This is a genomic window from Paenibacillus sp. FSL E2-0190 (genome assembly GCF_037992965.1).
Lineage (GTDB): Bacteria > Bacillota > Bacilli > Paenibacillales > Paenibacillaceae > Paenibacillus_AQ > Paenibacillus_AQ odorifer.
This window is the reverse complement of sequence record NZ_CP150306.1, coordinates 458654-481760: the sequence shown is the minus strand read 5'-3', so window position 1 is coordinate 481760 and position 23107 is coordinate 458654. Positions and strand designations below refer to the sequence as shown.

The 23107-nt window shown below is 43.2% G+C and carries 20 protein-coding genes and 1 riboswitch; of the genes, 13 read left to right on the top strand and 7 right to left on the bottom strand.

The genetic code is table 11. The features are described from left to right. Window positions 1–88 precede the first annotated feature (88 nt). Window positions 89–199: riboswitch (TPP riboswitch) on the top strand. 161 nt (window positions 200–360) lie between these two features. The 5 genes from NST25_RS02120 (at window position 361) to NST25_RS02100 (ending at window position 3977) form a co-directional block, all read left to right on the top strand. Next, window positions 361–1410 (top strand): ABC transporter substrate-binding protein, encoded by a 1050-nt coding sequence (locus tag NST25_RS02120; RefSeq protein ID WP_076124596.1) that lies wholly within the window; start codon window positions 361–363, stop codon window positions 1408–1410. A gap of 78 nt (window positions 1411–1488) precedes the next feature. Continuing rightward, on the top strand, window positions 1489–1782 hold the full coding sequence (locus NST25_RS02115) for an MTH1187 family thiamine-binding protein (protein ID WP_036682688.1): 294 nt from the start codon (window positions 1489–1491) through the stop codon (window positions 1780–1782). After that, window positions 1779–2540 (top strand): ABC transporter permease, encoded by a 762-nt coding sequence (locus tag NST25_RS02110; RefSeq protein ID WP_036682669.1) that lies wholly within the window; start codon window positions 1779–1781, stop codon window positions 2538–2540. The genes NST25_RS02115 and NST25_RS02110 overlap by 4 nt, the downstream gene beginning before the upstream one ends. A gap of 34 nt (window positions 2541–2574) precedes the next feature. Further along, window positions 2575–3408: an ABC transporter ATP-binding protein gene (locus NST25_RS02105; RefSeq protein ID WP_248549110.1), complete on the top strand. Its 834-nt coding sequence runs from the start codon at window positions 2575–2577 to the stop codon at window positions 3406–3408. Window positions 3409–3605: 197 nt separating this feature from the next. Beyond that, complete coding sequence (locus tag NST25_RS02100; protein ID WP_340393252.1) at window positions 3606–3977, top strand: hypothetical protein; 372 nt, start codon at window positions 3606–3608, stop codon at window positions 3975–3977. A 739-nt stretch (window positions 3978–4716) separates the two neighbouring features. Here NST25_RS02100 and NST25_RS02095 read toward each other — a convergent pair. Further along, window positions 4717–5466: a WecB/TagA/CpsF family glycosyltransferase gene (locus NST25_RS02095; RefSeq protein WP_076192743.1), complete on the bottom strand. Its 750-nt coding sequence runs from the start codon at window positions 5464–5466 to the stop codon at window positions 4717–4719. Between the two features lie 233 nt (window positions 5467–5699). Continuing rightward, window positions 5700–6581, bottom strand: coding sequence for a nucleotidyltransferase domain-containing protein (locus NST25_RS02090; protein ID WP_339189295.1), 882 nt, complete (start codon window positions 6579–6581; stop codon window positions 5700–5702). A gap of 185 nt (window positions 6582–6766) precedes the next feature. Between NST25_RS02090 and NST25_RS02085 the strand changes: the two genes are divergently transcribed. Further along, window positions 6767–7813 carry a YncE family protein gene (locus NST25_RS02085; protein WP_339189292.1) on the top strand — a complete coding sequence of 349 codons (1047 nt, stop codon included), beginning with the start codon at window positions 6767–6769 and terminating at the stop codon, window positions 7811–7813. Between the two features lie 46 nt (window positions 7814–7859). Here NST25_RS02085 and NST25_RS02080 read toward each other — a convergent pair whose 3' ends face one another. Continuing rightward, a complete protein-coding gene (locus NST25_RS02080) occupies window positions 7860–9383 on the bottom strand; it encodes a DHA2 family efflux MFS transporter permease subunit (RefSeq protein ID WP_076124605.1) in 1524 nt (507 codons plus the stop codon). Window positions 9384–9587: 204 nt separating this feature from the next. Between NST25_RS02080 and NST25_RS02075 the strand changes: the two genes are divergently transcribed. The 5 genes from NST25_RS02075 (at window position 9588) to NST25_RS02055 (ending at window position 15050) form a co-directional block, all read left to right on the top strand. Further along, window positions 9588–10478, top strand: a complete 891-nt coding sequence (locus NST25_RS02075) for a TetR/AcrR family transcriptional regulator (RefSeq protein WP_248549116.1) — start codon at window positions 9588–9590, stop codon at window positions 10476–10478. 77 nt (window positions 10479–10555) lie between these two features. Continuing rightward, window positions 10556–11245, top strand: coding sequence for a response regulator transcription factor (locus NST25_RS02070; RefSeq protein WP_076124606.1), 690 nt, complete (start codon window positions 10556–10558; stop codon window positions 11243–11245). Next, a complete protein-coding gene (locus NST25_RS02065) occupies window positions 11242–12246 on the top strand; it encodes a sensor histidine kinase (RefSeq protein WP_076185674.1) in 1005 nt (334 codons plus the stop codon). The genes NST25_RS02070 and NST25_RS02065 overlap by 4 nt, the downstream gene beginning before the upstream one ends. Before the next feature lie 106 nt (window positions 12247–12352). Continuing rightward, window positions 12353–13114 (top strand): ABC transporter ATP-binding protein, encoded by a 762-nt coding sequence (locus NST25_RS02060; RefSeq protein WP_076192732.1) that lies wholly within the window; start codon window positions 12353–12355, stop codon window positions 13112–13114. Then, window positions 13104–15050, top strand: a complete 1947-nt coding sequence (locus NST25_RS02055; protein ID WP_340393251.1) for an ABC transporter permease — start codon at window positions 13104–13106, stop codon at window positions 15048–15050. Before NST25_RS02060 ends, NST25_RS02055 begins: the two co-directional genes overlap by 11 nt. Before the next feature lie 214 nt (window positions 15051–15264). Here NST25_RS02055 and NST25_RS02050 read toward each other — a convergent pair whose 3' ends face one another. Then, window positions 15265–15936, bottom strand: a complete 672-nt coding sequence (locus NST25_RS02050) for an O-methyltransferase (RefSeq protein WP_076307944.1) — start codon at window positions 15934–15936, stop codon at window positions 15265–15267. A gap of 339 nt (window positions 15937–16275) precedes the next feature. On the opposite strand from NST25_RS02050, the gene NST25_RS02045 reads away from it, so the two are divergent. Then, entirely contained in the window at window positions 16276–17172 is an 897-nt protein-coding gene (locus NST25_RS02045; protein ID WP_076185668.1) for a LysR family transcriptional regulator, read from the top strand. 65 nt (window positions 17173–17237) lie between these two features. Here NST25_RS02045 and NST25_RS02040 read toward each other — a convergent pair whose 3' ends face one another. The 3 genes from NST25_RS02040 to NST25_RS02030 form a co-directional block, all read right to left on the bottom strand. Continuing rightward, window positions 17238–17720 carry an NUDIX hydrolase gene (locus NST25_RS02040; RefSeq protein ID WP_076101239.1) on the bottom strand — a complete coding sequence of 161 codons (483 nt, stop codon included), beginning with the start codon at window positions 17718–17720 and terminating at the stop codon, window positions 17238–17240. Between the two features lie 35 nt (window positions 17721–17755). Further along, window positions 17756–19471 (bottom strand): ABC transporter ATP-binding protein, encoded by a 1716-nt coding sequence (locus NST25_RS02035; protein ID WP_340393250.1) that lies wholly within the window; start codon window positions 19469–19471, stop codon window positions 17756–17758. Between the two features lie 306 nt (window positions 19472–19777). After that, on the bottom strand, window positions 19778–22030 hold the full coding sequence (locus NST25_RS02030; protein ID WP_340393249.1) for a beta-L-arabinofuranosidase domain-containing protein: 2253 nt from the start codon (window positions 22028–22030) through the stop codon (window positions 19778–19780). Between the two features lie 145 nt (window positions 22031–22175). On the opposite strand from NST25_RS02030, the gene NST25_RS02025 reads away from it, so the two are divergent. Next, window positions 22176–23069, top strand: coding sequence for an AraC family transcriptional regulator (locus tag NST25_RS02025; RefSeq protein WP_076124617.1), 894 nt, complete (start codon window positions 22176–22178; stop codon window positions 23067–23069). Window positions 23070–23107: the final 38 nt, after the last annotated feature.

The following is a 23107-nucleotide window of genomic DNA, read 5'->3' as shown; positions in this document are numbered from 1 at the left end:
AATACACCGTATGCGAGAAATATAAGATATAAAGTATGGGTACAAAACTTATGCTTACTTATATTGCACATAGAAATACCCGTTAACTTCATAGAACCAGGGGTGCTGGAATTGGCCGGCTGAGATTGTATCCCACAAGATACTGACCCTTATACCTGATCTGGATAATGCCAGCGTAGGAATCGCCAATTGGTTCTGGTCCCTGTGACCTTAACTAACCTTGCGCCAAGCCAGCGTCCCGATCACTCGGGGCGCTTTTTTTGTAAGATCACTAAAAGATGTAGAAAAACGTACATACTACACTTTACGGTTCATGTTGTGAAGACGGGATTCTTGTAACCTTAAAGGAGAGAAGAAGACATGCACCTTAAAAAAGCACTTACGTTGTGCCTCACCTGTGTACTCATTCTTGCCATTGCCGGATGCGGCAGCAACAATGGGAATACAGCCGGAAACAAAGCAAATGCTACTGATCCAACTGCTGCGGCTGGGACGGATGCTCCAAAAGAGCTCACCAAAGTTAAAGTCGCACTCGACTGGACACCGAACACGAATCATACCGGTCTATACGTAGCTAAGGATCTTGGTTACTACGCTGAAGAAGGTCTGGACGTCGAGATCGTTCAGCCAGGCGCAGCGGGTTCTGATACTATGGTTACTTCTGGCGAAGCCGCATTTGGCATCAGCGCCCAAGAAGGATTAACACTAGCCCGTCTACAAGGCGTGCCCCTTGTCTCGATAGCAGCTATTATTCAGCATAATACGTCGGGATTCGCTGCTCCAGTAGATCGCAATATTAAATCACCAAAGGATTTCGAAGGTAAAACCTACGGAGGCTGGGGCTCACCGGCCGAAGAAGCAGCCATGAAAGCTATCATGGATCCTGAAGGTGGCGATGTGAAAAAGGTGAAGCTGATCAGTATCGGTGAAGCTGATTATTTTACCGCCGTCAAACGTGACATTGATTTCGCCTGGATTTTCTACGCTTGGACTGGTGTTGAGGCTGAGTTGCGTGGCGAGCCATTGGATATGCTGTACTTAAAGGATTATGCGCCGCAGCTCGATTATTACACGCCTGTGCTGACGACGAGTGAGAAGCAAATTGCAGATCATCCTGATCTGGTGAAGGCCTTCATGAAAGCCACATCAAAAGGTTATCAATATGCCATAGATCATCCGGAAGAGGCTGCCGGTATGTTATCGAAGGCCGTTCCTGACCTGGACGCCGACCTTGTCCTAGCTAGCCAAAAATGGCTTAGCCCAAAATACAAGGACGATGCTGCCCGCTGGGGCGAGCAAAAAACCGAGGTCTGGCAGAATTATGGCGACTGGATGTACGATCTGAAGTTGCTGGATAAACCGCTGGATGCTGCTAGTGCATTCAGTAATGATTTTTTACCGGCGGAGTAAACAACAATTGTAATGAATTACTTCGTTATCAAAGTTGGCTTTTTAAACTTACCTTATAAAATGAGAGGATTGATTATTGTGGCTAACACCCTACTAAGCATTCAAGTAATTCCAAAAACTCCGAACAATGAGGATTCCATCCCATACGTAGATAAAGCGATTGAGGTCATTCAGAAATCCGGTGTTAAACATCAAGTGAATCCACTGGAAACCACAATGGAAGGTGAGCTTAGCGAGCTGCTGGAGGTTGTGCGTCAGATGCAGGAGGCGTTGATCGAAGCAGGCAGTCCAAGCGTAATTTCGCAGATCAAAATCGCTCATAATCCTAACGGAATCAGCATGGATAAATTGACGGAGAAATATCGGCCGTGAGATCGACATGGAAGCTAATATGGCCGCCCCTTGTGGCGGTCGTCTTCTTTTTAACCGTATGGCAGCTATCTGTATCTGTATTTCATATTGAATCCTGGATTCTGCCGAGTCCTGCTGATATTGCCCGTGAATCCACCAGTAACGCTTCTGGTCTTTGGGCTCATACGATGGCTACGCTGCGGCTCACTTTAATTGGTTTTCCCATTGGTACGGGGGTAGGCCTGATCGTTGCTTTGCTTTTGCATCTTTTGCCTTGGGCTAGACGGGCTTTTTATCCACTTATTATTCTGAGTCAAAATGTTCCCTCCATCGCGCTCGGACCCCTGCTCATTATCTGGTTCGGCTTTGGTCTTTTGCCCAAAATCGTGCTGATTACACTAGTATGTTTCTTCCCGGTAGCTGTCGCTGCGATGGGCGGTCTGGCCCAAAGTGATCAGGTCATGATGAATTATATGAAAATGGCTGGCGCAAGCAAGTGGCAAATCTTCACCAAGCTGGAGCTGCCCTCTTCTATCCCGGCACTATTTTCCGGCGTAAAAATATCTGCTACTTATGCGGTTATGGGCGCCGTGGTCGCTGAATGGATTGGTGCGGATAAAGGTATTGGCTATTATATGCTTCTGCAGAAATCCGCATATCGTACGGATCGGATGTTTGTTGCTATTGTTATTATTGTACTTTTAAGTCTTGTACTCTTTGCTATTATTGCATTGCTGGAAAAATGGCTGGTTCGCTGGAAGCCGCGCCGTAACTCATAGAAAGGAAGATGCCTGTATGTCTCAAGCGACGCAAATGCAACACAGAACAACAGAAGTCATAAGCTCTCCTGAAGCTCATACCGTGGCACCCGCCCTTGAAGTGAGCGGCATCTCCAAATCTTTTTCCCATCGTCGCCGTGAGACGAAAGTTCTGAATAATGTCTCTCTCAAGGTAGAGCAACAAGAGTTCGTTTCGATCGTTGGTCCTTCCGGCTGCGGAAAAAGCACCTTATTCCATATGATTGGCGGCCTTGTGAAACCCGATGCAGGCACGATCCGCATGAACGGTAAGGTCGTTACAGGTCAACGCGGTGAAATTAGTTATATGCCGCAGCAGCCTGCGCTTTTTCCTTGGCGTACAATTGAGGATAATGTGCTGCTTGCTGGGGAGATCAAAGGTGCACTGCGGGATGGAGCCCGCGAGGAAGCGCGCCAGTGGCTTACCAAGGTTGGGTTAAGCGGGTTCGAACATGCTTATCCGCATATGCTGTCTGGCGGGATGCAGCAGCGTGCAGCTTTTCTCAGAGCATTGCTCGCTCCCCAGGAGCTAATGTTGCTGGATGAACCTTTCAGCGCACTCGATGCACTAACTCGCAGTGAAATGCAGCGCTGGCTGCTTGAGCTGTGGGAAGAGAATCGCCGCTCTGTGCTGTTCATTACTCACAACATCGAAGAAGCGTTGTTGCTCTCTAATCGTATCTATGTATTTTCCGGCCGCCCCGGCTCCATTCTGCATACAGTCGATGTGCCGTTTCCGCGGCCACGCCGTGATGAGATTACGGACTCTCCCGAATTCCTTAAGCTCAAACGCCAGTTGTCACAGTGGATGCGAGAGGAACAAGCTAAAAATAGGCAGCCGCTAGCTTAATCGCTAAAAACTGTAAACTGATATCGCTGGTATAGCGGTGTCAGTTTTTTATTTTGCAGCGATAAACTCCTGCCCTATTTATAATTGACGCGGATGTATCTGCTCAATTAAACAAATTTCACTCATCATAGTAGGGATCACATTAAATGTGTGGCGAAAACCGACTCCCTGTTGGTAATGGATAGTAACCGGGCGGGTTGGGGACATTCTACGGGATTTATACCGGTGATTTGCTGCTTTGGGCCGGATTCGGCTCAGTCTACGGGATTTATACCGGTGATTTGCTGCTTTGGGCCGGATTCGGCTCAGTCTACGGGATTTATACCGTTGATTTGCTGCTTCGGGCCGGACTCGGCTCATTCTGCGGGATTTATACCGTTGATTTGCTGCTTCAGGCCGGATTCGGCTCATTCTGCGGGATTTATACCGTTGATTTGCTTCGTCGGGCCGGATTCGGCTCAGTCTACGGGATTTATACCGTTGATTCACTTCGTCGGGCCGGATTTGGCTCATTCTACGGGATTTATACCGTTGATTTGATTCGTCGGGCTGTATTGCACCCGATCTAGGGCATTTTTGCCCTTGTTTTGCCACTTCGGGCTGAAATGCAACGATTCAAGGGCATTTTTGCCTTTCTTTTGCCTCTTCGGGCTGTATTGCACCGATTCTAGGGCATTTTTGCCTTTCTTTTGCCACTTCGGGTTGAATTGCACCCGATCTAGGGCATTTTTGCCTTTCTTTTGCCCCTTAGGGCTGTATTGCGCCCGATCTAGGGCATTTTTGCCTTTCTTTTGCCTCTTCGGGCGGAATTCCAGTGACTCAGGGGCATTTTTGCCCTTATTGTTCCTCTTTAGCTTTTAGTTTGAATTAAATACGAGACTATGGCATCAACCAGAATCGGTGTTGTTTATTATTATTAATTTGTTTAAAGGTCACAGCTATAGTCGCACTTACATCCTACTCACCACTCTTACACATACTCCCACTACTCACTTTTGCTCCCATTCCTTACCTCAATCCCACTACTTACTCTTACTCTTACTCTTACTCTTACTCTTACTCTTACTCTACTCCTACTCCTACTCCTACTCCTACTCCTACTCCTACTCCTACTCCTACTCCTACTCCTACTCCTACTCCTACTCCTTACCTCAATCTCACTACTCACTCTTGCTCATACTCCTCACCTTACTCCCACTAATCTCTCTTACTCTTCCCCCTACTCCTTACTCCCAACTCTCACACCTGCCCCCTCCTCCTCTCCCACCAATCGAACCTAAAAAAGGCCCCATAAACGAGGCCTTTTCTTCATTTCCTAATCATAGCTCGGAACACGAATTTGGGCAGCACTGCCTGTCTGCGCCATCGCGACTTTTGTCCCTTCGCAACGGGAGCGAACAAAAGTCGATGCAACCACTCTAGATTGAGTTTTTTCCATAGCGCTGGTGCAGGAGTAACTTTTCCCGCTATTACATCTAAGCTGCCCCCCACGCCAAAAACAACTTTTACCTGCGTAAGCTCCTGTTTGTGCTTATATACCCATTTGTCAGAGTATGGCGCACCCATCGCAACGATCAGGAAATCTGGCTGTGCGCGCTGTATTTCTGCTACAATGGCAGGCTCCTCTTCCTTGGTAAGAAAACCATTATGTCTTCCTGCAATCTTCACATTCGGATATAACTCCGTGATCTTTTCGACCGCTTTACAGCTGGTAAGCTCATCTGTTCCCAAGAAATAAAAACTCCATCCCAAGCTATTTCCTTGCTCCAAAAGCTCAAGAAGCAGCTCATATCCAGTTACCCTCTCAGCAATAGGATCGCCTTTTCTTTTTGATGCCATCACAATGCCAATCCCGTCAGGAGTGATTAGATCCGCTTCTTGAAGTATGGTTCGTAGCAGCTCGTCCGATTGACTTGTTATCGTAATTTCCGGGTTAGCCGTGATCAAATGGAAAAGTTTCGATTCCCCAGATTGAATATGCTTTGTTAGATGAAGTGTTGTCTCATGTAGTGTTAGTTTTGAAAAGGGAACTCCTAATATTGAAACTGTCCCGTCCATATAATCACCTCTCACTAAAATTCCACTTCAATATACCTTACCATAATCAAGAGGAGGAAGGGGAGTCATTTAAGTTACTTAATCACTACAGCCAGCTAGCCACTCACCCAAATACTTATAGCCACTTCAACCATCCGACCATTCCACCACTCCGACCATCCCAGCCACTACAGCCATCCCCAGCAACCCCGCCACCACAGCTACTCTACTCACCAAACACCCTATAGCTCCACTCACTCCTCCATAAACTTCCACCACTCTACTAACCAAGATTCATCGATCCCCCGCATGCGGAATTCCTCTACAAGTATCTTCCGGAATCGTTTTTCCATTTTGACAAAGTTATTATCCTCCTGGTACATAGGGGCAAAGGATTCATCATCTCTAATAAAACTCCAAAAATCGCCCGCACACTCCATAATCTTTCGGCCGACAGTCGTTTGTTTGGCTACAGGTACCAGCCATTTGTCATAGGGGTAGGGGTGACCTTCAATAGTAATGGCACAGCGTAATGCTTCTTTATAAAGAGAAACCGCTAAAAATAAAATAGGAAAGGCGTCGCCACGCACTACCGGATTATCTAAGCTTTTGGCATAACTTCTTAACTGTATGTATGAATTCTTACGAAATCTCATTAGGACTTCAGGTTGGAGGGGCACATAGGCATCAAAAAGCGACTTTACATCCAATCGGTCATAGTAGATATAAGAAATAGAAGCATTCCACAGCCATTCCATATTTCCGCTCATTAACGCCGCTTTGATTTCTGATATTTTATGCAGTGTGTAATGTCCGGACTTGCCGCTGGGAAGTCGTAAATCCATAAAAAAACTACTTTGCTCCGGGATCAGCCCCGCTTGCTCGAACCGATGATTAATGCTGCTATAATACTCGTCCTGACAAATAATGATTACATCCACATCCGACTGCTCATCCACCACACCAAGTGCGGTCGATCCATCAAGGAGAATACTTACCCGCTGACTCTCCTCTTTCATTAACGGATGATTTAGAATTTCTTGTGTGATATACTGCCCAATTTCCTCTAATAATTCGCTATGAGCCTGCGTCTTATCAGGTGTTAATAAAATATCCGACAACACTGATTTCACCATCTCAACCCCAACCTCCAATCAATCTCAATTTCTCAAAAAATAAAACGCTTACACCTAACCTAATATTTGGATAATGGAGTACCATTCTACACTCCTAATATATATCTTGCAAGGATAAATGAAGTACCCTTTTGCCTAAGCCTAAATATAATGAAGTATCTATTTACTTGGAAAGGGGTAAAAGCATGGCGCAGCCAAAAGTGATTGCTACAGTCCGCTCTGCCGGACCGATCGGAGATATAAAAGTAAATGTCGTCACGAATCGAGTATACTTTGTAAACCCAGACACCGAGGCTGGAACTATCGGGGTATTGGAGGGCAGAACTAATCGCATTATCGCTCGGATCCCTGTAGGAAGACTGCCGTCTCAGCTCGGAATCAACCCCCAAACCAACCGGATTTATGTACCTAACTTCCGTGACGAAAACGTATCTGTCATAAACGGGCGGACAAACCAGGTAATCAAAACTGTCAAAGTAGGCCGATTCCCAGACAATATCGGAGTAAATATTCGAACCAATCTGATTTATGTAACTAGCGCATTCGGAACCCTATTCATCATAGACGGGAAAACAAATCAGGTCCGTAAAAAGATTGAAATCGGTGGACGCCCCTCCAGAATTGTTATCAATGAGCTTACCAACCGTGTCTATGTGACCAATACAGTAAATGATAGCGTCACCGTCATTAACGGAACTACACAGGCGATCATTGCGACAATAAAAGTCGGAAGTAACCCCGTGATAGCGCCAGCACTTAATAAAATTACCAATCGTATTTATGTCGCTAATAACTTGAGCCGGTTTCTTTCTGTGATCAATGGCCGAACCAATAAATTGTTGCGTAATGTACAGCTGGGACGTTTGCAAAGTGAGGTCGTTATAAATCCGCTGAAGAATCGTATTTATGTCTCAAGTGCACAAGTGGAGGGTAAGGGCAGGCTGTTTGTCATAGATGGGCGCAACAACAAAATTATAACCACAAAGGTGTTGCCTACCTCCTCCAACACGATTATCAACCCGAATACAAATCATTTATTTGTTGGTAATTTTGATAAGAATCATATGTCCGTTTATAACGCCACCACGTTTAAACGGCTCGCAAGATTCTCCTCCGTATCAGGCAGCACTGTGCTAAACCCGCTCACAAATAGAATTTATGTAGGTGGAAACGACTCCATAACGGTCATTCAAGATGGACCAAGACTCACTCAGAGTTCTATTTTTAATTAAGACAAAAAGACGCCCACCATAGGTGAGCGTCTTTCTACATATCAAATTACATCGATCTAGCGGATGAAACTTGTTTAACAGCCACTTTTTCCTCGACTGTTTCTGTATCCTTAGGCTGTATCCCTCTTTTTATGAAGAAAGCTAGGATAAAGGCAATAATGGCAACGCCTACTGACACTAAGAACGCATCATTAATTCCTTCGATCGTTGCTTTTGCGATGACTTGGTTTTGAATGCCAAGCAATTGCTCTGCAGAAGGCTTAGCCGTTAATTTACTCACAGCCTCAGCTACCATATCTTTGACATGTGAAGTAGTACTGTTAGACATAATCGTTACAAGCAGCGCCCCGCCAATCGCCCCGGAGACTTGCTGAATCGTACTGTTCATGGCTGTACCATGTGGTGTATATTTAGCCGGGATGGAGTTCAGACCATTGGTCATCACAGGCATCATAACCATTGAAATCCCGAACATTCTCACAGAATACAAAATCATAAGTGTCGAATATTTCGTTGTCTCAGTTAGATCACTAAAGAAATACGTACTGATCACTACGATAGCCAGACCGATTAACGCTAAGACTTTGCCGCCGAATTTATCGAACAATTTACCTGTGATTGGAGACATAACCCCCATAATCAAAGCACCAGGCAACATTAGGAGTCCCGAATCCAGAGGTGAAATACCTCTAATATTTTGCAGATAAATCGGCATTAACATCATGGCTGAGAACATCGCCATATTCAGTGTAATCGAAATCGCTGAGGATAAAGCGAACATCGGATATTTGTACACTCTGAAGTTAAGCATAGGCTCCTTCATCTTCATCTGGCGCATAATGAATATCACTAAACCAATAACCCCGATAATAAGGGTGGAGTAGACCATTGGATCATCCCATCCTTTATTCCCAGCGGAACTGAAGCCGTATAGAAGACCCCCGAACCCAATCGCTGATAGAACTACAGATAGAATATCAATTTTAATAGCCACATCTTTTTTAGGATCATGCAGTTTGAAGAAGGCAAGAATGAACACCAATACGGCGATCGGTGCAATCATAAAGAACAGCACAGGCCATTCATAATGCTGAATAATCCATCCTGAGAGTGTAGGACCAATGGCTGGTGCAAAAATCATAACCAAACCAAACATCCCCATGGCCGAGCCACGTTTTTCAGGTGGAAATGTGGTGAACAATACATTCATTAATAATGGCATCATAATCGCGGCCCCTGAGGCTTGGACCATTCTCGCAATCAATAATACAGGGAAACTTGGAGCAAAGCCTCCAATGAAGGTCCCTATTGCAAATAATCCAATGGCGATTAGGAATAATCGTCTGGCTGTATACTTTTGAATTAAAAAGGCCGTTGAAGGAATCATGATCCCGTTCACTAGCATATAACCCGTCGATAACCACTGTACCGTTGAGGCACTGACATCAAAATCCTTCATAATCGATGGTAAAGCTATATTGAGCAAGGTATTACTCAGTAAAGCAACAAATGCACCAATCATAAGGATTGCCAAAATCCCATAGGACGCTTTACTTTCTTTCGTTTTCATTTTGGAATCCTCCATTCTATAATCATACCGTCGGTTCAATTTTGAACTTATGTTACAATGTAGAATATATTACTCTTATATTTACTGCTTGGCAAGTCAGAATTCATTTAAAAACTAAATTGTATTAAGTGGAAATATAAGCTAGTCTATTCTACGTGAAGAGTTTTTTTGCACAAAAGAGTCCAGCTTAAAGGGGCACCTAAGATGATAAATAAACGGAAAGAGCAAGTGATTCAAAAAGCACATGAATTATTTATTGAAAAAGGCTACCACGCCACATCCATACAGGACATTCTGAATCACAGCCGGATCTCCAAAGGATCTTTTTATAATTATTTCCCTTCCAAAGGGGATCTCTTCAAAGCTGTGTTCACCTCTATTCATGACCAGCTGGAAGAAGGCAGAAATGGCCTGCTTATTGGCCAGGACCCCTCTGACATTGATATATTCGCTAAACAGGTTCAACTGGTTATGAAAATCAATAAGAAAAATAAATTGTTGCAGCTGGTTGAAGATGCCCTGGTCTCCAATGATCCGGACTTAATTACGTTCATCAAAAAAACTAAATTCACCTTATTAACCTGGGTGCATGAACGTTTCCTGCATATATTTTCTGAAGATAAAAAACCCTATCTACTGGATGGAGCCATCATTTTCACAGGCATCTTGCAACATATGCTGCAAATTAACAGTGCCATGAATGAAGTCATTACCTCTCAACAAATCATTAATTATTGCACTACTCTTATCCAGACGATTGTTGAGGACTTAAGTGAAAAAGGAATGCAGCTTATCTCCCCCGATCATGTAGGGAAACTATTGCCTGTTGCTGAATACACTGATTTTTTTAATAATGATTTATCGTTTGCGACCGTAAGCTTAAAAAAAATTATTGATAAATCATTCGCCGCCGATGATCCTAGCCTGTCCAATGCACTGAAGCTGTTATATTTTATCCAAGAAGAGATCATGAACAACAAGGAACCAAGAGAGTTCTTAATCGAAAGCGCCCTGCTCTCCTTGAAAATGTGCCCTCAGTTTAATGAAACGAAGGAATTTGCGCATTATCAGACAGTGTTATCTGCAATGCTCTAAGCACAATCAAAGTATGGCTTCAATCATTTAAGCGTATTCTAAACGCAAGGCACGAAACTAAAAGTGTGGTGACCGATTTGTTCAAGCTTTTATTAATCGAAGATGATACAACGCTGTTTAATGAGATCAAAGAACGGCTTACGCAGTGGTCTTATGATGTATATGGCATTCAAGATTTCAACAATGTTACGCAGGAATTCACGGAAATCAAACCTGATTTAGTGATAATTGATATCCAATTACCCAAATTCGATGGGTTTCATTGGTGCAGAATGATTCGCTCTCACTCTAATCTGCCGATTATCTTCTTATCCTCTCGGGATCATCCGACAGATATGGTGATGTCCATGCAGCTGGGAGCCGATGATTATATCCAAAAGCCCTTCCATTTCGATGTACTCATTGCCAAGGTGCAAGCCATTCTCCGGCGTGTGTACAATTACAATACGGATAACATTGAACTCAAAACGTGGTGCGGAGCTACCGTCGATTATGAGCGGAATTCAGTGACCAACGACACGGGAACGATTGAGCTTACCAAAAATGAGATTTTCATATTGAAATTGCTCATTGAGAAAAAGAATAAAATTGTCACCCGCGAGGAATTAATTAATAGCTTATGGGACGATAAGCGCTTTATTAGCGATAACACCCTTACCGTCAACGTAAATCGGCTGCGCAAAAAGCTCGACGAGCTTGAATTAGGGGCGTTTATTGAGACGAAGGTTGGACAAGGGTACGTAGCCATTGAAGAGGATTCTCTATGATTAAAAAGTACCTGCTCGAAAGACTCGGTTGGATTTTGCTTTTTCTCTTTGTACATCTATTTATGCTCTTTATCACCTTTATGGACCCGACCATCCCCCTGTCTTCAGTGCTCTATCTGGTCTCTTTATCGATGATTTTTTTCGTAATTTTTCTAGTCATTCGCTATCCTAAGGAAACCAGATTTTATAAAAGCTTAAATGAGCGGGACGATGATCTCGATCTGACAAGCATCGCTCTTGCCGAAAGTCCTTTTGAGAAAATCATCGAAGAGAGCATCACCAACCAAGTGAAATTGTTAAAGCGGACTGCTTCAGACAATTTAATGAATTTGGAGCAAGAGAAGGATGAGCTGTTATCCTGGATTCATGAAGTAAAGACTCCACTGACCGCAATGCATCTAATGATTGAGCGTATAGAAGATGATGTTATGAAGGGGCACTTGACCTATGAGTGGCTGCGTATTCACCTGCTGCTGGATCAGCAGCTCCATCAAAGACGGATACCATTTATTGAAAACGACCTGTACATGGAGCAAATCGATATAGAAACGCTTATTTTTAGTGAGATTAAGACATTACAATCTTGGTGTATTCAGAAGGGAATCGGCTTTGAGTTGAACTTAGAAGCTGCTGAAGTGCTTAGTGATGCTAAATGGCTGGCTTTTATCCTCAGACAACTCCTAACCAACGCCGTAAAATATAGTGAGGCTTCTGATATTACAGTGAATAGCTACCAGCAAGCTGAACATATCGTTCTTGAGGTGAAGGATTGCGGGCGCGGGATAGATCCGAAGGACCTGCCGCGCATCTTCGACAGAGGGTTTACTTCCACTACTGTACATCGCGACAATGCCGCCACAGGCATGGGCTTATATTTAGCTCAGAAAGCAGCTCAATCCTTACTCATCATCATCGGGGTTCAATCCAAGCTCGGAGCGGGATCAACATTTACGCTAACCTTCCCACTCAAAAATGAATTCGTTAAAATCTCAAGCATGTGACAACAATGTCACATGCTTTTATATTTTGTTCGGGCAATCGCAGGATAAGAACAATAAACTTTTTTATAATAAAGCTATACAAGAAGAAACGAAGGAGTGAATCATTATGGCAATTCTAGAAGCTACTAAAATTCATAAAAGCTATGGCAATAAATTAAACAAACAATCCGTGTTAAGCGGACTCGATATTCGTATAGAAGAAGGCGAATTCGTTGGCATCATGGGGCCTTCCGGTTCAGGTAAAACCACCCTACTCAACGTACTCTCGTCGATCGACAAAATCAGTAACGGATCTATTACCATCGAGGGCAATGAAATCTCCAATATGAAAGAGAAGCAGCTCGCTGAATTTCGCAAGAATCATTTAGGTTTTATTTTTCAAGAATATAATCTCTTGGACACGCTGACGGTAAAGGAGAACATCCTGCTGCCACTATCCATTACCAATACACCCAAGAAAGCCGCCAATCAGAAATTCGAAAGTCTCGCAAAGGAATTGGGGATTTTGGAATTAAAAAATAAGTACCCCAATGAAATCTCTGGCGGTCAAAAACAACGTACCTCAGCAGCTCGTGCCTTCATTCATGATCCAAGTATTATTTTTGCTGATGAGCCTACCGGGGCGCTGGATTCTAAATCCGCTTCTGATTTATTAAATAAGCTAAGTGAACTCAATCAAAAACGAAGAGCAACCATCGTTATGGTTACACATGATCCAGTGGCTGCCAGTTATTGCAGTAGAGTTATTTTTATAAAAGATGGAAAAATCTATACGCAACTAAATAAAGGAGAACAATCAAGACAAGTTTTCTTCAACGACATTATAAAAACACAGGGTGTATTAGGCGGTGTGCAGAATGAGCATTAATGTATTAATGATTCGAAATCTGCGAAAAAACATCCGAAATTACTACCTATACGTGTTTGCGCTAGTTTTTAGTGTGGCCTTATATTTCGCCTTTGTCACCTTGCAATACGATCCCTCGATGGATGAGCTGGAAAGCTCTATCAAAGGGGGCGCAGCCATCACGGCTGCCTCGGTTTTACTAGTCGTAATTGTCTCTATTTTCCTGTTATATGCTAATACGATCTTCATCAAACGACGCGGCAAAGAAATTGGCTTATTTCAGTTAATTGGAATGACCAAAAATAAAATCTTCCGCATTCTTTCGGCAGAGAACTTTATTCTGTATTTCGGTTCCTTGGTCCTGGGGATATTAGTAGGCTTTTCTATCTCAAAATTGATCCTCATGATCTTATTTAAAATAATGGGGGTCGATGCTATAGCCTCCCTTCATTTCTCTATCGAAGCTTTGATTCAGACGTTGATCGTATTTTGTGTGATTTATCTTTTGATCATGCTGATGAATTATGGATTTATTAAAAGACAAAGTATCTTATCCTTGTTCCGGGTAACCTCAACAACAGAAGGTACAGTGAAAAAGTTATCCTTCTTTGAAATGATCATAGGGATTGTCGGAATTGGCCTAATCCTACTGGGCTATGTGCTCTCCTCTAAATTACTTACCGACGACGTAACCTCAATGAATCAATTGGCTATATCCATGATTACTATTTTGGGATCCGTCATTATTGGGACCTATCTATTTTATAAAGGCTCGGTAAGTTTTATTTTTCATATCATTCGTAAGCGGAAAAACGGCTATCTGAACATTAGAGAGGTTCTATCTCTTTCCTCCATTATGTTTCGCATGAAATCCAATGCCGTATTATTGACCATCATCACAACGGTATCGGCACTAGCCCTGGGTTTATTATCCCTTAGCTACATTTCCTTTTACTCTGCTGAGAAAACTTCCAAGCAATATGTCCCAACGGATTTTGTATTCACGAATGCCCAAGAGGCTGAACAATTTACAAAGATCCTAACGGCAAATGATTTAGTATTTACAGAAAGAAGGACCCAAGTCCTTCAGGTCGATGTAGATGTTGAAGAGATTCTTGTTAAAAAACCGGACGGAGACAATATGTTTTCAAATATTATGACCCTGGCGGTCATAAGTGAAAATGCACTTGAAGACGTTGATCTAACTCCAGATAAAGCTTATTTTACGAAATCAAGCAGTGCACTGGATAATTTTGTTACTATGAAAGATAAAGGTGCGATTGAACTCAAAGGGTTACATGAGGTTTTTCCACAGGATTATAAAAGATTAGATATCGAAAGTCCCATTTCAGGGTATTACACAGGTGGTGGCTTACCGGTTGCGGTTGTAGACGAATCGATCTTTAAGCGCTTAAAGAAGGATTTAGATCCTGCCCTTCAAAGGGGATCCTCCCTTAATATCGGGATTGATATGAAAGTCCGGGCCAGCGTTGAACAGGCAAATGAACTTTTCAAGACCTTGAAATTTGATGAGAAAAACAAACAAGACTCTCAATTAGAGTCGATAAAAGGTCAAAAACAAAATATGGGACTCATTATGTTTATCGTTGCTTTTCTGGGGTTAACCTTCTTGATTACCTCCGGATGTATTCTATACTTTAAACAAATGGATGAAAGTGAAAATGAAAAACCTAACTACACCATTCTGAGAAAGCTTGGGTTCACGCAAGGTGATTTGCTCAGAGGTATACAGATGAAACAATTGTTCAACTTCGGTATTCCATTAGTCATAGGTCTGCTTCACAGCTACTTCGCCGTTAAATCCGGCTGGTTCTTATTCGGCACAGAGCTTTGGACACCGATGATTCTGGTGATGCTGTTATACACTGCTTTGTATTCGATCTTTGCAATATTGTCCGTCTTCTATTACAAAAAGGTAATTAAAGAGGCGCTTTAAAATAACAAAGGTGTTCCAAAAGCCATCATGGCTTAGGGACACCTTTGTTTGATTTGATATCATTTACAGGTAGGAGGCACCGGCATCTATCGGACACAGATGAACCTCTTTCTAAGTAATAGCGTCACTGGAGTCCGAAACCCTGCTCTATAGGCTAAAAATTCGCAAATAACGCCAACGGGGTCCGTAACGCTCAGAGGATCTGTCGAATCCCTCAGCTATTCACAATCCCCAATACAAATCCATCATAACCTTTGCTTCCCACCGTCTGAATGGCAGTAGCCGAAATTCTAGGCTCTTCAGCCAACAGATCATAGAATTCCCGTACGCCTACTACACGAGCGTCTTCGCTATTCTCATTAATGACCTCCCCTTCACGAATCACATTATCTCCAAGGATCACCGTTCCTGGCTGGGAGAATTGCAGCGCCCACTTTAAATAGTTAGGATTATTCGGTTTATCGGCATCTATAAAAATAAAGTCGAAGGGTTCAACGCCCTCTTGTTTCATCTGAGACAGTTGCTCTAATGCATCCCCTACACGAAGCTCTACCAGATGATCCACCTCGGCAAGCGAAAGATTAGCTTTAGCTACCTGCGCATGAATAGGATCCAGCTCCAAGGTAACTATCTGTCCGTCAGACGGCAGGGCTCTTGCCATCCAAATCGTACTGTACCCGCCCAAGGTGCCAATCTCCAAAATCCGGCGTGCACCTTTCATTTGCACCAGTAGATTGAGGAATTTCCCCTGACTAGGCGAAACATCAAAGGGCGGCAACCCTGCCTGTTGATTGGTGACCAACACTTCTTCCAATACAACGTCCTGTGGAATCAGGCGCTCTGTAATATACTGATCGACTTTATCCCAAGTAGTCGTTTGATTCATATTTATCACTTCTCCTTTAGTATTGATTTTGGTTTAGATGAACTTATAAATTCCACATTTAGGGATCGTTCGTAACTACGAGGAGTGTTTGGACTTCCGGTCGCTGTTGTCTCCAGATTTCTTCAATTTAAACACTGTTCATGGTTGAAATCCGGAGACAAAGGCGATCGCTACGCTCCTACAGTTCCAAACCTCCTCTCCATTATTCCTTTCCCTAATCTCATCTTTCCAAGTTCATCTTTATATCTGTATTGTAAATCAGTTATAATCATAAATATAATATATCTTTATATTTAATTTATATATTTAATATATGAATCGAAGAATGGGAGTTTAACCATGAACCTACATGCCTTACGCTTATTCCATGTAATCGCATCGGCAGGCAGTGTGACACGCGCTTCAGAAATTTTAAATATAAGTCAGCCTGCCATCACTGCGCAGATTAAGAAGTTCGAAAAGGAACTGTCCTTTGCCCTATTTAAACCTCAAGGCAGAGGAATTGCTTTAACGGATGCAGGGGAAGAGCTTACTCTACTCGCCAAGCGACTATTCGCCGTAGAACAACAAATTGAGCAATTCGCTCAAGATTATGTTAACGGCAGTAACGGAAGTATCCGTCTAGCCGCAACGTATTTGCCTGCTCACTTTCTCATTCCTACCTGGATTGCAAAGTTTAAGCAGCAATATGAACAAGTGGAGATGATGATCACCACTACCAACTCAAGTGATGCCCTCAAGCAGCTGTTAAATGTAGATGTGGATATAGCTATTTATGGAGGAATCGCCGAGGCTTATCCAGATACAATCCAGACAGAGGAGTTATTTCAGGACGAGTTATGGTTTGTAGTCGCACCCGATCATCGTTATGCCAATCAGCAAGTTTCTCTATCCGAAATGATGAAGGAACCCTTCGTTATGCGTGAAGAAGGGAGTTCAACGCGGGAGCGATTATTATCTTTATGCCGCACATACAACACACCCGCTCCTATCATCTCTTTGCAATTTAATGGACTACATGAAGCCATCAAAGCCGTTATCGCCGGATATGGTGCAAACTTCGTTTCTTCATTAGTCGTACGCAAATATGTAGAGCGTGGAGAATTGTGCCGAGTATATGTAGAAGGCGTCCATCTGAAAAATACCATTGCGATCTGTACACGTAAAAATGAGCCCTTATCAGCAGCCGCAGTGAATTTAATTGAGATGATTCGACACAATCCTTATACGATATAGCGGAATGATTGCTCATTCCCAACAAAAGAGGCCTTCCCTTTCGGGAAAGCCTCAAAGCTTCTTTTTTACACCGTCCGATCCAATTTAACTTCAAACGCACCTCCAGTTACATAATCCATGTACCTAGTATTTCCGTCGAAATCCAAATAAGCTTGATAGCGGGTACGAATAGCCGCTGCAGAAATCAGATCCAGCACCTTCTCCTTGGCTACCCACATCACTTCAGATGTTTCCTCCGAAGTACTTAATTCTCCACCCACGGGCTTGCAGATAAAGTCTAACATGACCTTGGTAGGAACATCCGTCTCACCGTCATACCATTTATGCATACCTGTATTCGAATACACGCCAATCAATTGAGAAACAACGACATCTATTCCACTTTCCTCTTTAATCTCGCGAATTAGTGCATCCATTAGGTTTTCTCCAACTTCCACTTGTCCTCCAGGAAATACCCAGCCACCATGATGTGTTTTTACTAAAAGAATATCTCCCTCTTCATTTATTGCAATTCCACCCACCGCTACAATATGTGTTGGCCAAGCCATAGATAGCACCTCTTTTTTTAGAAGAGTCTAGCAATTTATCGATAATCTGTAAACGATATTTTTCTATTCCATAACGCTTTAAAAGCTTCGCACTGTTCTATTAAATCATCAAACTTCCCTTCCCCAACAATTGACCCTTGATCGACTACCAATATCTTATCAACGTCTTTTATAAAATTAAGCCTGTGGGCCACAATGATGATAGTTTTGTCCTTAAATTCATTCAAAATCGTCTCCATAAGACTTTGCTCAGTGATATTATCAAGCGCTGACACGGGCTCATCCAGAATTAGAATATTTCTTTTTTGGGCAATGACTCTGGCAAACGCTAATCGCTGTCTTTCGCCTCCTGATAATTTGAGACCTTTTTCGCCTACCAAAGTATCTAAGCGATCCGGTAAATGGCTTACTTTTTCCTGCAAATGAACTTTTCCCAGAATCTCATATAGCTCTTCATCGGACAGAGTATCCTCATCAAATACAATATTATCCCTTATCGTAGCATCAAAAATCGGCGTATCTTGGGATAGATAGGAAATATGATCATAGTAGCTATTCAAACGAATCTCATCGATATCCTTACCGTCCAGTAAGAGTTCACCTTCGCCCTTTTTTAATAACCCCACAATCAATTTAATCAGCGTAGATTTCCCGCCTCCACTTAATCCGACAATAGCAACGGAAGCTCCTCGCGTAAGCGAAAATGACAGGTTATTCAGAATCTGCACATTCCCATAAGTAAAGGACACCTCCCTAAACTCAATATTGCCTTGGAGCTCAGTGATGGCTTCTCCGGATTCCAAGTTCTTATCTTCTGGGGCAGCAATAAATTCCTCGAATCTTCTGTAGGTCACTTTATTCAGTCTGTAATCTACAAATAAAACATTAAAGATGGCAATTGGGGTATAAATTTTATCGATGAACATAAACAATGCGACCACAATACCTAGTGAGGTCTCGCCTGCGACAATGCTTTTCACACCATAAATCAGGACAACAACTTTAATGATCGTGACAAATAACTCGAATATAGCAAAAAAAGCTTCATGGATCATTTTTAGCTGAGCATTTTTATGAATGATAGTGCGTGCAGTCTGGCTTAATTTATCGATCTCTTTCTCATATCTCTTGTTGGTTCTAAAGACGACCAATTCCATAAACCCGCGGATAGAGAATCTGGACATCTTTTCTTGCTCTTGGAGAATGGTAGCCTTCATGGCATACAGAAATTTCAACAACAGATTTGTTATCAGAAAGACAACCACGTAGCCAGCTGCAATCACTAACATGATCCTTAGATCATAGAAGCTGATAAAGACTAGACTGAATAGAAGAGTAGGTAACAACTCATGTAATGTTTTGAGAAAAAAAGAAAAAATAATGCTGTTTCCAGCCGCTGCCCCGTTCTCGATCACCTTAATCATCTGCCCTGTTCCCATATCCTGATACGCTTGATAATCCATTTTTGATATTTTGGACAGTGCAATAATCTTTAACCGCTCCGTGATGCTGTTCGATAAAAACACACTCGGGTATTCGTCTATATAATTCAGGATCGCCACCCCAGCTAGCAGAAACCCATACACCATAATTAATGTGGATATTTCACCAAAACTGTTGATTACCGTGGCCTTATCTAATATTTTTTGAAAGACAACAACCCCTAAACTACTTAACAGCTGAATGGCAAAACCCAATAAAATATAACCACATACCCACCACTTTAGATGAGCTAGACTCTTTTTTAACATATCATTTATCCCCTCTTTTAATTGAATGCAAAAAAGCCAGGCGCCTCTATCCCACTGTAAAAAACCATCCACAAATAAACGGTTCTCTAAGTTAAATAGGTTAAGTGCCTGGCTCTACAAAAATAGCTGCCTATGGCACCGTTCAAAGCTCTAGTTAGTTGTAATCAAAAGGGTAGACTCCCCCCTTGATAGCTGGTACGCGTTTCACCCAGCCCGATAACTAGTTCCTTGTAACGGTACGGAAAGACATCCATTTCACCTCAATTAAAAGAATTGACCCTATTATAATTCTGTAAGCCTTTTTATTCAAGAATTACGTTTAACGATACGTAGTCCGGCCACTTGGCCAACCTTATGTCCTTCATGAGAAGCAAACTTGATCGTAACTGCTGATTTGCCGCTCGTGATCGGCTGCGGGAGTTCATAGCGAATCGTCTCCAGCTTATTCATCTCCTCAGACTCAAGAGTGCCTACACCAAGTTGCTCCCCATCCGCCAAAATATCAAATGCCAGCGAAGTATCGTTCGACTTCAGATACGTGACCACCAGATCCACTTGCTCATCCGGCAAAACTTCCATCGTGAAGGAGAACCAGCCATTGATCCAGCTGTCCCGATACTTGCGATTGTGGATTTTACCTAAGCCTACAAATTCACCTGTGAAATTATGATCGCGTTCAGGCTGCATTTCAGCAGGTTGTACCGAATCGACAGTTAACTGCTCAAGCAGCAAGTTATTCTCCACGGCTTCGCGATATTCAGCCTCTGCCAGCTTCCACTCTTCCGGTGTGAATAAATCCCAATACACGGAATAATGATGATCATGCATAGGGTAGAACGGACGAAGCTCATGATCCCCTGTATACCCTAAACCTTTCATCCGGAACACATTTTTGCTCACATTAGATTGGATGAGGTTGTCCGTCAGTGTGTCCCGATCTCCGATTAATACGGAAGCAAGGGCGCGATCGCTATTGGCCTCTGCATTTATAGGCCCAAAATCACCTGCCAGCACAAGTGGCCCGTAAAGGAATGCAACTCGGTTCGGATTATCCGGCATCGTCTCGATTCTCACCGACATCGGAATATCGTATTCGACAACGTCTCCATCCTGCCATTCTCTATCCAAAGTAAAGTAGTTAGATTTGCCTACATTTACTTGAACATCTTCACCATTTACGCTAACACTCATCCCTTGCTCAGCCCAGTAAGGATATCTTAGCTTTAATGTGAATTTCGTTGACTGTGCTGCACTGATCCGCAGTACACCTTGTCCCTCTGCCGGGAACTTGGTCTCTTGCTGCAAGCTAATGCCTTGCTCTTTCCAAGCCACTGTAGAAGGTACGTACTGATTGACATAAAGCTCATCTGCACTATGGAAGTATATCGCCGAGCCATACATAGAATGGCTTTCCATTCCCGAACCTACACAACACGTAAAGCTTTCGAACTGCGAATTAAACGATTTATGTCCACCCATCTCGAGAGATACGAAGTAACATACCCGGCCATCTACCGGCTCCTGAGAGGCTAAGATGTGATTATACATCGCACGTTCGTAGTAATCCGCATACGCTGCATACGCATCCCATTGGAACATATGCTTAGTCAGCTTCAGCATGTTGTACGTGTTGCATGTCTCACAGGAACCTTCACCCAATCGATCATTTAACTTATCCGGTTCACCAAAATGCTCATTATAGCTGTTGCCGCCGATCACATAAGAATGATGATTCACGACCCGATCCCAGAAGAAGCGGGAAATACCTGCATAATGCTCCTGCCCAGTTACCTCATATTGTCTAGCAGCTCCGATGATTTTTGGAATCTGTGTATTAGCATGTCTTCCAGCTAGGGTATCTTTTTCTACGGCCAGATCATTAAGCACTTCCCCATGATAAAAGCTTTCCGCTAACGCGAGGAAACGATCTTCTCCGGAATCCTCTGCCAAATCCGTCAGCGCTTCATTCATGCCGCCAAACTCACAACGCAGCACCTCTTGGATCTGATCTTTACTCAGCCCTGCAAAAATATCCTCAAGCCACAGCCCCAGCTTCGTTTCAATAACGAGCGCCTTCTGATTGCCGGCCAATCGATAAGCATCGCGAAGACCTGCAAACAGCTTATGCATCGTGTAAAGCGGCACCCAACCTCCGTTGAGGTCAAAGCCCTGTGAGCGAATGTCGCCTGCCTTCACTTCCTCAAATAACTCCTTGCCACGAGGAATGCCGGAAATAAAGCCATTGCCATGCGCATCCTGACATAGCTCTAATTCATCTACTACATAATTCACGCGTTGTAGCAGCTCTTCATTTCCCGTAGAGGCATACATTAACGCACATCCAGAAATAAAATGGCCTAACGTATGGCCGCTAATACCCTGAGATTCCCAGCCCTCGTAGTGAGCAGCCTTAGGCTCTAAGCCAGCATATTCGCGAAAACGCGACAGAAGCCGATCTGCCTCAAGCTTAAGTAAATAATCAGTATTTAAATCCATCGCATGGAGAAGTGGACCTGAATCAATTCGTACGTTCTGTAGATCAAAAGCTTGCGTCTTCAATGAAATCGCTCCCTCGCAATCTTGTCAGGGTTAGATGACAAGTGTATATTTGTATCCATAAGATAACACCGGAACGTTGATTTGTCGGTAGATCAGTCGTACAAATAGTGGACAAACCCGACTTATTGATTGCTAGGAGGACCGCATGACCTACTTAAAAATAAATGCAGATGTACCTGTTCATTTTACAGCGGCAGGTGAATTTATCTCAGAAACACCATGGAAGCATGTGGAGCGTGTTATGGGGAACTACGAACTAATCATTGGCGTGAACGAAACGGTATATTTGAGTGAGGAGAACAAACAATTTGAAGTAGGTCCTGACGAAGCTTTTCTGCTCATGCCTAATCGCACACATGTCGGCTATAGAGAGTCACGACCCGGGGTTAAGTTTTATTGGTTTCATTTCGAACTGACAACCGAGGGGTTATTACTGAGTGAGGAGGAAATGAAGCCTGAGGCAGAAGAAATCTTTTCGCGCACACAGCGCTTATGGTCCGTACATGATCTATATCTGCCCCAAATCATAAAAATCGAACATAGTGACCGGATTCATATTCTGGCGAATCAAATCCTTCATGTGGCCAACTCGGGGTATTTAACCTATTCCAGCGTTAATTATTTGCTGACCTCGCTTTTAATTGAGCTGTCTGAGCATGCACTTCAGCCGTTCGCCAGTAAGCTGATCCGCGCACAGCAAGATGTCACCTTCGTCAAAATAGCTGAGTGGACAAGGATACATGCAAGCGAACCGCTTACCGTGGCCATCATCGCGGATAAATTCAATTACAACAAGGACTATCTAGCTCGGCTATTTAAACAGCATACCTCCATGGGGCCATTAGAATATATCCATTCAGTACGTGTGACTAAAGCAAAGGAGCTACTAACCAGAACCGCATTAAGCGTGAGGGACATCGCGACAGAGACGGGGTTCACCGACGATAAATATTTCATGCGCCTCTTCCGAAAATACGAAAACATGACACCCACCCAATATCGTAACGCTTATCATAAGACGTTTATGAATAATGACTGAAGTAAAGCCACCCCTAAATATGGAGTGGCTTCTTGTTT